General features: G+C 45.4%; 13 protein-coding genes. 7 read left to right on the forward strand and 6 right to left on the reverse strand.

Going from position 1 to position 12,481, the window contains the following annotated elements; translation table 11 throughout:
* Together GBH70_RS17000 and GBH70_RS12875 are read left to right on the forward strand one after the other, a co-directional pair.
* The coding region (locus GBH70_RS17000; protein WP_216643888.1) for a hypothetical protein at nucleotides 1-234 on the forward strand (234 nt) is incomplete at its 5' end.
* 75 nt (nucleotides 235-309) lie between these two features.
* Complete coding sequence (locus GBH70_RS12875; RefSeq protein ID WP_151681425.1) at nucleotides 310-984, forward strand: SOS response-associated peptidase; 675 nt, start codon at nucleotides 310-312, stop codon at nucleotides 982-984.
* 178 nt (nucleotides 985-1,162) lie between these two features.
* On the opposite strand, the gene GBH70_RS12880 is transcribed toward GBH70_RS12875, so the two are convergent.
* The 4 genes from GBH70_RS12880 to trhO all read right to left on the reverse strand — a co-directional run bounded on the left by GBH70_RS12880 (nucleotide 1,163) and on the right by trhO (nucleotide 3,639).
* Complete coding sequence (locus tag GBH70_RS12880; protein WP_151681426.1) at nucleotides 1,163-2,029, reverse strand: DUF421 domain-containing protein; 867 nt, start codon at nucleotides 2,027-2,029, stop codon at nucleotides 1,163-1,165.
* A gap of 14 nt (nucleotides 2,030-2,043) precedes the next feature.
* Nucleotides 2,044-2,247, reverse strand: coding sequence for a DUF1657 domain-containing protein (locus tag GBH70_RS12885; RefSeq protein ID WP_151681427.1), 204 nt, complete (start codon nucleotides 2,245-2,247; stop codon nucleotides 2,044-2,046).
* A gap of 61 nt (nucleotides 2,248-2,308) precedes the next feature.
* Nucleotides 2,309-2,515 carry a DUF1657 domain-containing protein gene (locus GBH70_RS12890; protein ID WP_151681428.1) on the reverse strand — a complete coding sequence of 69 codons (207 nt, stop codon included), beginning with the start codon at nucleotides 2,513-2,515 and terminating at the stop codon, nucleotides 2,309-2,311.
* A gap of 149 nt (nucleotides 2,516-2,664) precedes the next feature.
* Nucleotides 2,665-3,639: an oxygen-dependent tRNA uridine(34) hydroxylase TrhO gene (trhO, locus tag GBH70_RS12895; RefSeq protein ID WP_151681429.1), complete on the reverse strand. Its 975-nt coding sequence runs from the start codon at nucleotides 3,637-3,639 to the stop codon at nucleotides 2,665-2,667.
* Nucleotides 3,640-3,842: 203 nt separating this feature from the next.
* Here trhO and GBH70_RS12900 point away from each other — a divergent pair, with 203 nt between their 5' ends.
* From GBH70_RS12900 to yidC, 4 genes are all read left to right on the forward strand, one after another.
* Nucleotides 3,843-5,930, forward strand: a complete 2,088-nt coding sequence (locus tag GBH70_RS12900) for a DNA topoisomerase III (protein WP_151681430.1) — start codon at nucleotides 3,843-3,845, stop codon at nucleotides 5,928-5,930.
* Between the two features lie 297 nt (nucleotides 5,931-6,227).
* Nucleotides 6,228-7,118, forward strand: coding sequence for a YitT family protein (locus GBH70_RS12905; protein WP_151681431.1), 891 nt, complete (start codon nucleotides 6,228-6,230; stop codon nucleotides 7,116-7,118).
* A gap of 278 nt (nucleotides 7,119-7,396) precedes the next feature.
* On the forward strand, nucleotides 7,397-7,660 hold the full coding sequence (locus GBH70_RS12910; RefSeq protein ID WP_151681432.1) for a hypothetical protein: 264 nt from the start codon (nucleotides 7,397-7,399) through the stop codon (nucleotides 7,658-7,660).
* A 52-nt stretch (nucleotides 7,661-7,712) separates the two neighbouring features.
* The gene (yidC, locus tag GBH70_RS12915; protein WP_151681433.1) at nucleotides 7,713-8,498 is read left to right on the forward strand and encodes a membrane protein insertase YidC; all 786 of its coding nucleotides are present in this window, start codon (nucleotides 7,713-7,715) and stop codon (nucleotides 8,496-8,498) included.
* A 33-nt stretch (nucleotides 8,499-8,531) separates the two neighbouring features.
* On the opposite strand, the gene GBH70_RS12920 is transcribed toward yidC, so the two are convergent.
* Complete coding sequence (locus GBH70_RS12920) at nucleotides 8,532-9,197, reverse strand: Rok-like winged helix domain-containing protein (RefSeq protein ID WP_253693877.1); 666 nt, start codon at nucleotides 9,195-9,197, stop codon at nucleotides 8,532-8,534.
* Between the two features lie 438 nt (nucleotides 9,198-9,635).
* Between GBH70_RS12920 and GBH70_RS12925 the strand changes: the two genes are divergently transcribed.
* Nucleotides 9,636-11,120: an aldehyde dehydrogenase family protein gene (locus GBH70_RS12925; RefSeq protein ID WP_151681434.1), complete on the forward strand. Its 1,485-nt coding sequence runs from the start codon at nucleotides 9,636-9,638 to the stop codon at nucleotides 11,118-11,120.
* Between the two features lie 60 nt (nucleotides 11,121-11,180).
* Here GBH70_RS12925 and odhB read toward each other — a convergent pair whose 3' ends face one another.
* On the reverse strand, nucleotides 11,181-12,440 hold the full coding sequence (gene odhB / locus GBH70_RS12930; RefSeq protein ID WP_151681435.1) for a 2-oxoglutarate dehydrogenase complex dihydrolipoyllysine-residue succinyltransferase: 1,260 nt from the start codon (nucleotides 12,438-12,440) through the stop codon (nucleotides 11,181-11,183).
* Nucleotides 12,441-12,481: the final 41 nt, after the last annotated feature.

A 12,481-nucleotide genomic window follows, 5' to 3' on the forward strand; every position in this document is an offset into this window, starting at 1 on the left:
CATCAAAAATCTCGTAGAATACCTCAAGACAAAGGGGCGAAATCGTTTTGCAGACCCAGAATGACCAAGTCCCAAATTGATGTTTTCGGGGCTCGCCCCGAAAACATCAAAGATTCACTTGTCAAAGAACAACCATTCAACTGGAAATTGACTCATTTAGTAGGATCGAAACTTATTATACGAGAGTGTCTGGAAATACCCGGTAAATTAACTTTGTCGGCACATACACGATAAGCCAAATCCTTTTGATCCGCACGCTTTTCCGTTACAATAACATATACAAAAAGCTTTTGAAAGGCGGGCTGAAGTTTGTGCGGACGATTTACGTTAACAGCATCTTTACATGAGATTGAAGAACGTTTCCATGCAACAGCATCTTTTTCAAATGATGCATATGCCCCAAGTTATAATGTGGCGCCTTCGCAAATGGTGGCTGCCATCATTAACGGCCGGAACGAATACAGATTAGGATTCTTAAAATGGGGGCTTGTTCCTTCCTGGGCAAAAGACCCGAAAATCGGGTACAAAATGATCAACGCCAGAAGCGAAACCGCTTTTGAAAAAGCAAGTTTCCAACAGGCGGTAAAACAGCGGCGCTGTCTAATTCCCGCAGACTCTTTTTATGAATGGGACCGGAAAAGCGGGAGCAGGATTCCAATGCGAATTAAGCTGAAGGATGAAAAGTTGTTTGCGATGGCCGGCCTTTGGGAAAAATGGGTGGATGCAAACGGCCGCCCGGTGTTTACTTGCACGATTCTCACCACCCGTGCAAATGAACTCATGGCAGAAATACATGACCGCATGCCTGTCATTATGCACAAGGGAGATGAAGAAAAATGGCTTGATCCTCTTCTTACGGAACCGGAACAGCTGCGGCCGCTCCTTTCGCCAATTGACAGCAGCACAATGGAAATGTACGAAGTTTCAGATCTCGTCAATTCTCCAAAAAATAATTTTCCGGAACTTTTACTGCCAAAAAAATAATCTGTTTGTATTCTTTAATAACCACCAATTTTTAATATAATATTTTCCATGGGAAGACCTCTGTCTAGATGTACTCGCCTACAAGCGGACATTTAAACGATAGAGTGTCTTCCTATTTTTTCCACACTTTAACCCCCTAGAATATTTTACATATACGCTTGTCATGCGCCAAATCCTTTTAGGGCTGCAGAAACCTGCTGAGTCTTACGATCATTTTCTCAAGCCGTTTTGCATTTTTATCGTACATCGCTTTTGCTTCTTTAGAATCGGTTGCAAGGGAAAATAATTCAAGATCGGCCTGGCATTTTTTGATCGTTGCCAAAAGGAGCTGTCTTTCCTGGCCCGCCGGGATTTGGATTTGGTCATCATAAATATCGACCGAAAGTTGCCCGTATGAATCAACCTGGCCGATATACACATTCTCGAGCGCGACATTTAATTTTTCAAGCTCCGTTTTCAGCCAGACATGATTGTAGCCGACCTTCCTCAGCTCCTCTTCCTGGACTTGGCCTTCCAGAATGACCGTATGCGGCTGTTTTTCCGGAGCTGGCTTCAATCCGAGATCGGCTGCATTCGGGGGCTGCTTTTCTTTTTTCATCAATACGCTTAAATCCCCGCTCGTTTCCAGCACGGCAAATTCAACATCAGCCACGCTGAATACGTTTTTCCTGCGCAAAAGCTGCATCAAATCAGCGACGGAATATTTTTGCTTTGCAAGATTGTCTTCCTGGATTTTGCCGTTTTCAATGACAACAGTTGGTTTTCCGAGCATCCATTCCCTGAACTTCCGGCTTTTGATCGATGCCCATCTTAACAAAAAGGGCACGATCATCCACAGAAAAAGGCTGAAAATCCCCGGCAAAAAATGATCTTTTAAACCGATGGAAACCCCGGCGGCGATGTTTCCGACCGTGATGCCGACAGCATATTCAAATAAAGACAACTGCGACAGCTGTTTTTTCCCTAGCAGCCTTGTGAGCGCAAATAAAACGATAAGGGTGGACATGGTCCGCCAGAAAATATCAAAATAAGCTGACACTTCCATCCCGTTCTCCCCTTCTAACTTTTATACTGCGGTTTCTTCCTTTCAATAACTGCCAGCCGCTTCGTTAAATCCTGTTCAATCTCTTCCATTTCCATCATGCTTTCATGGAATGCCCTCTTTGCTTGATCGGCAGAAGATAATAGCACCAGTCTGCTTAAGCTTTCTTTTGCCCCCTTCATGCTGGCAATGCATGACTTTAAATTTGAAACAATCGTCAAATTCCACCGCCTCCTTCATATCGGGGGAAAGGATGGGCCATCCATCCTTTTCCCCACATTTTTAAGATTCTGTGTACTGCGGCTCTTCTTTCTCTACTTCGCCCATTCTTGGCATAAGGGAGTCAATGATCGACTGGGTTTGCTGTGCAGCGGTCTGATACAATTGTTTTGCTTTTTTGTTATCCGTTTGCAATGCAAACGATTCGAGGTTTGCCTGGGCGCTTTTTAATCCGGCGACAGTTTGTTTAATGTTTGTAATTACGGTCATGCTTATCCTCCCAGCAAAACTTATTGCGTCCAACGAAGCGCTGAACAGGAATTATTTTATGGAACCGGCCAGCGTATATAATTTGAAATAAAAGGAAAAGGGTATGAAGCATAAAAAAAGATAGCCTGTTTCCAGACTATCCTTAACATTTACTTGCTTAACGCCGCATCTTCTTCTTCTATCCGGCGCAGGCGCTCGGCCACTTCTTCTTCCGTCAGGCCATGTTCTTTTACATACAAGTTGTTCGGTACAATGCGGCATTCATGCGAACAGCTCCGCATATATTTGTGTTCATTTTCTTCCGAGCATAAAAACTGCCGGTTGCATGCCGGGTTGGCGCAGTTGACATAACGTTCGCACGGTTCACCCGTAAAATAGTCCCTGCCGACAACCACATGCTCTATACGGTTAACCGGCACCGATATCCGCTGGTCAAACACATACAACATGCCGTCCCAAAGCTCGCCCTGTGTTTCTGGGTCTTTGCCGTATGTTACGATTCCGCCCTGCAGTTGCGCAACATCTTCAAAACCTTCTTCCAACAGCCAACCGGAAAACTTTTCACAGCGGATGCCGCCAGTGCAGTACGTCACAATTTTTTTGCCTTTTAATTCGTCTTTATGCTTGCGCACCCAGCCAGGCAGCTCGCGGAACGTGCGGATATCCGGCCGGATTGCGCCGCGAAAATGGCCGAGATCGTATTCATAATCATTGCGCGCATCCAACACGAGCGTATCTTCATCAAGCAGAGCTTCACGGAATTCCTTTGGCGTCAAATATTTGCCGGTTTTTTCGTTCGGATTGATGTCTTTCTCAAGGCGCAATGTGACCAGTTCTTTGCGAGGGCGTACATGCATTTTTTTGAATGCATGCCCGTCCGCTTCGTCTTCTTTAAAAACCATATCGGCAAAGCGCGGGTCGCTGTGCATCATTTCTTTATAACGGTTTGTCTGTTCAACCGTTCCGGAAATGGTGCCGTTGATGCCCTCTTTTGCAACAAGGACGCGGCCCTTTAAGCCGGTTTCTTTGCAAAATTTCAAATGTTCGGCAGCAAATTCTTCCGGATTTTCAATTTCCACATACTTGTAATACAATAATACTCTGTACGGTTTTGTTTCTTCCATCATGTTGACCACCTATCGATTTATATTTGCAAGATATAATGTAGGTTGGGCTTGTTTACACTCATCTCTTACAAGCCAACATTTTACCAAAAAACAGCTTTGATATCAAAGTTTTCACTGTTCAAATGATAAAAATATCATTTTGTGGATCTTTTCCATATACGGTATACTAGATCAATAGGAATGAAAGAAAGGTGTTTTTTATGAAATCACTTGTTTTGGCAGAAAAGCCTAGCGTCGGGAGGGAACTTGCGCGCGTGCTCGGCTGCAAAGACAATAAGAAACGTTATATCGAAGGGCCGAAATATATCGTGACCTGGGCACTCGGCCATTTGATCGAACTAAAAATGCCGGAAGACTATGACCCGAAATATAAGGAATGGCGCATGGAAGACCTGCCGATTATTCCGGACAAAATGCAAACGAAAATAATCCGGCAGACGTTCCAGCAATATAAGGCGATTGAGCAGCTCGGAAAAAGGAACGATATCAAAGATTGCATTATCGCAACCGATGCCGGGCGCGAAGGCGAACTCGTCGCACGCTGGATTTTGGAAAAAATGCGCTGGAAAAAACCGGTGAAACGACTGTGGATTTCTTCGCAAACCGACAAGGCGATCAAATCCGGTTTTAACCGGTTAAAACCGGCAAAGGAGTATGATCATTTATATCACTCCGCTGTATGCCGGAGTGAAGCGGACTGGCTGATTGGATTAAATGTGTCGCGTGCTTTGACCGTAAAATACAATGACCCGCTGTCTGCCGGGCGCGTCCAGACGCCAACCCTTGCAATGGTCCTGGAACGGGAAAAAGAAATCCAGTCTTTTGTGCCGAAAAAATATTGGACGATTGAAGCACAGGCTGGGAAATTGGAAGTCACTTATGACCATCAAGGGGAAAAACGGATTTTTGACGAACAAAAAGCAAAAGATTTGTATCAATCATTGGGCGGGCAGACCGCCGTCGTAACGGAAGTGGTACGAAAAGAAAAAACAGAACAGCAGCCGCTCCCTTATGACCTGACCGAACTGCAGCGCGACGCCAACCACCGATTCGGTTTTACGGCGAAGAAAACATTGAATGTGCTGCAAGACTTATACGAACGGCATAAACTGGTCACCTACCCACGCACCGATTCGAAATATTTGACAAAAGATATGGAAAATACGATGTACGAAAGGCTCGTCGCCCTGAAAGATGCATATAAACAAGAAATCCAGCCGGTTTTGGCTAAGAAGGGGAAAATCCTCGCAAAACGCGTCATCAATGATGCGAAAGTGACCGACCACCATGCGATTATCCCGACGGACGAACGCCCTGTCCTTTCCGATTTGTCTTCCGATGAACGGAAAATCTATGACATGATCGTCAAGCGGTTCCTTGCGCTCTTTTACCCTGTTTATGAATATGAAACGGTGAAATTTAAACTGGATGCGGGAGGGAAAATGTTCACCGGGAAAACAACAGTCCGAAAAAACGCCGGCTACACCGCTGTTTTTCATCACGAAGCTGCCCGGGAAAATACGGCTCCCCTATCCATTAAAGAAGGGAAAACTTTTAAACTCGAACAACTCCGGCTCAGTTCCCATCTGACAGAAGCGCCGAAACGTTATTCCGAAGCGGATATCTTGTCCAAAATGGAAAAATTCGGGCTGGGGACGCCGGCAACACGCGCCGATATTATTGAACGCCTTGTCTCTTCCGAAACGATCAGCCGTGAAAACGGGCGCCTCGTGCCGACGCCAAAGGGAAAACAATTAATTGACCTTGTCAATGACGAGTTGAAATCGCCGGAACTGACGGCAAAATGGGAAAAGCAGCTTGAGGCGATTGCGCGCGGGAAAGGTAATCCGAAACAGTTTTTGGATACGATTCGCAAAGAAACGGTCCGGCTTGTGCGTGAAATCCAAACGAGCGACAAAAAATACCGCGCCCATAATTTAACAGGCACCAAATGCCCTGAATGCGGCTCGCTCATGAAGGAAGTAAACGGCCAGAACGGGAAAATGCTCGTATGTTCAAACCGGGAATGCCGTTTCACAAAACGGAAGGGCCCTAAACTTTCGAACCGGCGCTGCCCGACATGCCATAAAAGAATGGAAATCCACCACGGCAAGTCCGGCGTTTACTTCCAATGCCGCACTTGCAATATTGCCCAGAAAGCGGATGAAAAGAAAACAACATTATCCAAGCATGAGGAAAGAAAATTATTGCAAAAATACGCCAAGAAAGACGACACTTTTGGCAACAGCCTGGCGGAAGCTTTTAAAGCAGCCATGAAAAGCGAATAATATACGATCATAAAAGTGAACCCGGTTTGCCGGGTTTGTTTTTTAAAATGCATATTCATTCACTTCTTAACTTTTTTATAATATAATTAATACATAGACATTTGTAATGTTTTTCCTCTCTGCTTTTAAACCCGCTCTTTTCTCACCCGTGTGTATCAAGAGCGCAAGTCCTGTTCCTTCTTTGTATATGATTTTCAGGTTTCCAAACTTGTTTATGTGTGCGGACAAGACAGCATCCACCTGTTTATCTCGTAATATACATTCATTTACAAATTTTTTTTGGAAAGGGGATATGATATGGAAGAAGCGGTAAAATCATATACGGAATTCAAGCAGAAAAAAAACAAATGGGCCCTTCTTGCCCGGCGCTTTATTTTTGTCACTCTCGGCGCCATGATCATGGGGGTTGCCCTTGAATTATTTCTTGTTCCAAACCAAATCCTGGACGGCGGCATAACCGGCATCTCCATTATTCTCTCCCATCTCACCGGATGGAAGCTTGGTGCGGTCATTTTCATTTTAAACTTGCCGTTTTTTTACATCGGTTATAAGCAAATCGGAAAAACATTCGCATTGACGACTTTATACGGCATATCGGTTATGTCGGTGACAACCGTCCTATTAACTCCTGTCAAAGTGTTTACGGACGATTTGCTGCTCTGCACGGTTTTCGGCGGAATCATCCTTGGAATCGGGATCGGCCTTGTCATACGCTGGGGAGGATGCCTCGACGGAACGGAAGCGCTGGCGATATTATTGAACAAAAAACTCCCTTTTTCTGTCGGTGAAATCATTCTCGGCATTAATTTAGTGATTTTTACGTTCGCCGGATTTGTGTTCAGCTGGAAATATGCGATGTATTCGGTCATTACGTATTTTATTGCAACAAAAGCAATCGATGTGGTCGTGCAGGGTCTGGATGAATCCAAATCGGTCTGGATCATCAGCGATAGGATGCATGAAATAGGCGATGCCATCATGGCGAGGCTTGGGCGCGGCGTGACGTATTTAAACGGGGAAGGCGCATATACGGGAGACAATAAAAAAGTCATTTTCTGCGTCATCACCCGCCTCGAGGAAGCGAAACTGAAATCGATCGTCGAAGAATTTGATTCAAACGCCTTTATAGCGGTCGGAAATATTTCGGAAGTGCGCGGCGGGAGGTTTAAGAAAAAAGATATCCATTAACCGTAATAAAAAGCAGTTGTTAAATCTTAATACAGATTATGAAAAGCGGTGGGATGACACAACCGGCATACATGCCACTTTTCATGTGTTGAATCGTTTTTTCGGCGGATTCCAACAGCGGTATTCTTTTATCCGGCAGCATGAAGAGCAAACAAGCCTTTTTCCAATATCGATTATCATGAATAAAAGCGCATTTGGTGAAATAATGATTACGGATTGTAAAAAACAAGGAATTCAAATATACTTTGTACTGATACCTTTAAAGCGAGTGAAAATCATTGATCCAAAACTTGATTGACTTTATAAATGATCCAACCATCTGCACGCTTTCATTTCTTGTATTGACGGCCGGTTTTCTTTATATCAGCCGCCTGATTGTTAGGCAGCCCGCTTATTTTGAGGCGAAACCCGCCGGAATGGTGGCGGACTTTACGGTTCGGAACATTGCTGCAGCGGACTACCGCACTCACTCTGCCATTATTTGGATGATCAGTTGTGTCAGAATACGGACATATCCTTCTGAAGATCCTGATGCCGGTTGACATGAAAAGCATCACGGCAGGATCAGCGCAACATACTGAAGGAGGATATGCTATGAAAAGATTTTTCAGTTTAACTTTTATCATGTCCGGCTTGCTGCTTATTTTAAGCGCATGCTCAAGCTCAGCAAACGTCGGCACGAACAATAACGGGTTTTTCCATCACTATTTTGTGAGCCCGTTTGCGGTTGTCATCAAAGCAACCGCCCACCTGTTTAACGGAGACTATGGCATCGCCATTATCATTTTAACATTGATCATCCGTTTAATTTTAATGCCGTTAACAATGCATACGTACAAAAACCAGCAGCAAATGCAGGAAAAAATGAAAAAACTAAAGCCGGAAATGGATAAACTGCAAACGAAGATTAAAGCGGCCAAATCGAAAGAAGAACAGGCCAAGTTGCAGCAGGAAATGATGCTATTATACCAAAAGCACGGCGTCAACCCGATGAACATGGGCTGCCTGCCGATTTTAATCCAAATGCCGATTTTGATGGGATTCTATTACGCGATCCGGGGTTCAAAAGAAATTGCCAGCCACTCTTTTCTTTGGTTCAGCCTTGGGAAGGCGGATATCCCGATGGCCATTTTGGCGGGTGTGATTTATTTGGTACAAGCCCAGATTTCGATGATCGGAATTCCGGAAGAACAGAAAAAGCAAATGAGATATATGATGCTCTTGTCGCCGGTAATGATCCTGTTCGTTTCATTTACGGCACCGGCAGTCCTTCCGCTTTATTGGACGGTCGGCGGGCTGTTTTTGTGCGGGCAGACGCTGCTGGCGAAAAAACTTTACCAACCCCGGCATCCTAAAGAAAATTCAACTGCAAAATCTTAATGCAAAAAAGAACGAACCGTGCGTTCGTTCTTTTTATACTCTATCGTGCTCAAGGAGAAATATTTCTTCCGCCTGGCCGGTATGCTGCTCTGCGAGTTCCTCTATTTTTTCCTCCGGAGTGCTTTGCTGTTCTACGGTATCCACCGGCTCCCCTGTTTGTATCGTTTGCTGTTCCACTGATTCCTCCGCAGGCTTGTCCCCGGATACCGCAGCCTCAACGAACTGGTATAAGCCCCTTTCCGGTTTGCAGATACGCGGCTCAATTTTTTCGACGGTTTTCATGAAAGAAGTCATGTTTGCAATTTTAAAACCCGTTTTTTCTTCGATCATCCGCTTCAATTCAGCCCCCCTGATCGGTCCCGGCTTCTCTTTTAAAATTCGGATCGCTTCTTCCCTCATTTTACTTGATTTGCTTCTTCTCGACGGCCGGGATTTACGCACCTTCCGTTCCCTGTGGAAAATCTGCCCGTCGTATGTTTCCAATGAGGCGGACAAAGGCGGATTGAAGGGTATATATTCAGGCGGCAGCTGATTTGGCGCTTCTTTTAACATTTGCTCTTCTTTTTCATCCAGCTCCCTTAATCTTTTGAAAATACACTCTCTTTCATTACGGAACTCTTGCAACACCCGGACTTCAGCGTCTTCCAGCTGATCGAGCCGGATTTTGAGCGCCATTCTCTCATTTATCGTCAACTTCAACCCCTCACTTCTCAAAAAATAGAAAAAAATTATGTATATTATTATAATATGATATTAGCAAAATAAAAAGATAAAAATATTGATTTTTATTAGAAAATAATTATACAACGTATAAATATTCATTTAATCCGCCATATTGTCTTCCTTTATGCGTATATTTATACCAAAACAGACAAAATAAATAACAGGATGTTGTGCAATTAATAAATAGTAGTTTTTGTCGGAAATACTCGTTTTTTCACTTAATACGGTTTAAATTTTCGAAATATTTGTATTGCATATTTTTTTCGTTTTTAGTAGAATATTTATGTAAGCGCTGACAAGTTTAGCGGGTTTTACAGCATGATATCAAGGCACCCTTAACGCGCAAAAGCTTTAGAAAAAAGGAACAGGGATACCCCTGCGCCTTTTTAAAACAATTTATATGGAGGGATTGCGATGGAACAATTAACCGTGCAGTTGGACGAAAGAGTTCAGAAATTCCTGCAGGGCAAGAAAAAAATGTATATCAACGGGCAGTTTGTTGAGAGCGTATCCGGTAAAACTTTTGATACGCCGAACCCTGCGACCGGGGAAACGCTGGCAACTGTTTACGAAGCAGATCAAGAGGATATCGACCGCGCCGTAAAAGCCGCACGGAAAGCTTTTGACAACGGGACGTGGTCGCGGATGAATCCTGCAGAAAGAAGCCGGTTAATGTACAAATTGGCTGACCTCATGGAAGAACACAAAGAAGCTTTGGCGCAGCTGGAAACGCTCGATAACGGGAAGCCGATCCGCGAAACGGCAAACGCGGATATTCCGCTTTCGATCGAGCATATGCGGTATTATGCAGGCTGGGCAACAAAGATTACCGGCCAAACGATTCCTGTAAACGGCTCTTACTTTAACTATACCCGCCATGAGCCGGTTGGGGTTGTCGGGCAAATCATCCCTTGGAACTTCCCTCTGCTGATGGCCATGTGGAAAATGGGCGCAGCACTCGCAACAGGCTGTACGATTGTATTGAAGCCTGCCGAGCAGACTCCGCTGTCTGCACTGTATTTGGCGCAGCTCGTGGATGAAGCCGGATTCCCGGATGGGGTCGTCAATATCGTACCGGGTTTCGGGGAAACGGCCGGTGCCGCATTGGTAGACCACCCGCTTGTGGATAAAATTGCTTTTACCGGTTCCACGGAAGTCGGAAAGCTGATTATGGCCAATGCATCCAAAACATTAAAACGGGTGACGCTTGAGTTGGGCGGAAAATCGCCGAATATCATTTTGCCTGATGCGGACTTAACGAAAGCCATTCCGGGTGCATTGAACGGTGTTATGTTCAACCAGGGCCAGGTATGCTGCGCAGGTTCGCGCGTCTTTATCCAAAAGAAACATTTTGACAATGTCGTCGCCGATATGGCTACACATGCCCAATCGATTAAACAGGGATTCGGGCTCAGCCGGGATACCGAAATGGGGCCGCTTGTTTCGGATGAACAGCAGGAAAGGGTGCTGAATTATATTGAAAAAGGGATTGCGGAAGGCGCGGAAATCGTCACCGGCGGGAAAAAAACGCGTGAAGAAGGCTATTTTGTAGAACCGACCATTTTTGCCGATGTCAGTGATGAGATGACCATTGCAAAAGAAGAAATTTTTGGCCCGGTCATTGCGGCAATGCCTTATGAAAGCCTCGATGAAGTAATTGAACGCGCCAATAACAGCGATTACGGGCTAGCTGCAGGCGTTTGGACGCAAAATGTAGCCAATGCACATTATATCGCGAACCGCCTCCGTGCTGGTACGGTCTGGGTAAACTGCTACAACGTATTTGATGCGGCTTCTCCTTTTGGCGGTTATAAACAATCAGGCATTGGGCGCGAAATGGGTTCATACGCTTTGGAAAACTATACGGAAGTCAAAAGCGTTTGGATTGCCAATCCATAAACGGAACAGCCAAAAGAAAAAGCATCGGAAAAACCGATGCTTTTTCTGATTCAATTTGGATTAAGATTCGAGCAGCAAGTCTTCCGGATTTTCAATCAAAGTTTTTACCGTTTTTAAGAAACCAACAGCATCTTTCCCGTCAATGACACGGTGGTCGTAAGAAAGGGCCACATACATCATCGGGCGGATTTCAATCCGTTCACCGTCCACGGCAACCGGGCGTTTTTGGATACTGTGCATACCAAGGATACCGACCTGCGTACCGTTGATAATCGGCGTTGAGAATAACGAGCCAAAGACACCGCCGTTTGTAATGGTAAACGTTCCGCCCTGCAGATCGCTCAAAGCAAGTTTGTTTTCGCGCGCTTTCGATGCAAACGCCGCAATATCGGCTTCAATTTCCGCAAAGTTTTTACGGTCGCAGTCGCGGACAACCGGCACGACGAGCCCTTCATCTGTTGATACTGCAATTCCGATATCATAGTATTTTTTCAACAGTAGCTCATTGCCCTGGATTTCAGCATTGACATACGGATATTTCTTCAATGCCGCGACAACGGCTTTCGTAAAGAATGACATAAAGCCGAGGCGGATATCATGTTCTTGAGCAAACTGCTCTTTTTTGCGTTTTCGTAAGTCCATCACAGCCGTCATGTCAATCTCATTGAATGTCGTCAGCATTGCAGTTGTCTGCGTGACTTCAACAAGGCGTTTAGCAATCGTTTGGCGGCGTCGGGACATGCGAATCCTTTCAACCGGTTTGCCTGTTTCCTGAGGTGCAGCTGCTTGGGGAGCCGCCGGTTTTTCCGGTTCCGCCGCTTTTCCCGGTTTAGCCGACGGATCGTAAACATCGATATCTTGTTTTCTTACCCTGCCGAGCGGATCAACAGTCGGAACTTTCGATAAGTCGATGCCTTTTTCCCGGGCCAGTTTGCGGGCTGCCGGAGAAGCAATCGGGCGTTCCTTTTTCTCTTCCTGTGACGGCTCCTGGGCCTGAGGTGCTGGCCGGTCCGGTTCTGCTTTTTTCGCAGACGCCGGTTTTTCTGGTTGCGGTGCGGCAGCTTGCGGCGCGCTGCCTTCCCCTGCCCCTTCTCCGACTATTGCGATGACATCGCCAACTTGCACTGTATCCCCTTCTTCAAACAGAACGGACTGGATCACGCCTTCTTCTTCCGAAATCACTTCGACGTTTACTTTATCTGTTTCCAGCTCCACGATATATTCGCCTTTGTCAACATGGTCCCCCGGGTGTTTCAACCATTGCGCGATGGTTCCCTCCGTGATTGATTCTGCTAGTTCAGGCACTTTAATTTCAGCCACAACGTTGTCCTCCCTTTCATGATTAACCATTATATATTTTT

Source organism: Weizmannia acidilactici, from assembly GCF_008974225.1.
Lineage (GTDB): Bacteria > Bacillota > Bacilli > Bacillales > Bacillaceae_C > Weizmannia > Weizmannia acidilactici.

Bases quoted from the DNA above. Each gene is read 5' to 3' on its own strand.
- GBH70_RS12900 (WP_151681430.1), top strand. From the start codon at position 3,843: ATGAAATCACTTGTTTTGGCAGAAAAGCCTAGCGTCGGGAGGGAACTT.
- GBH70_RS12905 (WP_151681431.1), top strand. From the start codon at position 6,228: ATGGAAGAAGCGGTAAAATCATATACGGAATTCAAGCAGAAAAAAAAC.
- yidC (WP_151681433.1), top strand. From the start codon at position 7,713: ATGAAAAGATTTTTCAGTTTAACTTTTATCATGTCCGGCTTGCTGCTT.
- GBH70_RS12925 (WP_151681434.1), top strand. From the start codon at position 9,636: ATGGAACAATTAACCGTGCAGTTGGACGAAAGAGTTCAGAAATTCCTG.
- GBH70_RS12890 (WP_151681428.1), bottom strand. From the start codon at position 2,515: ATGACCGTAATTACAAACATTAAACAAACTGTCGCCGGATTAAAAAGC.
- trhO (WP_151681429.1), bottom strand. From the start codon at position 3,639: ATGGAAGAAACAAAACCGTACAGAGTATTATTGTATTACAAGTATGTG.
- GBH70_RS12880 (WP_151681426.1), bottom strand. From the start codon at position 2,029: ATGGAAGTGTCAGCTTATTTTGATATTTTCTGGCGGACCATGTCCACC.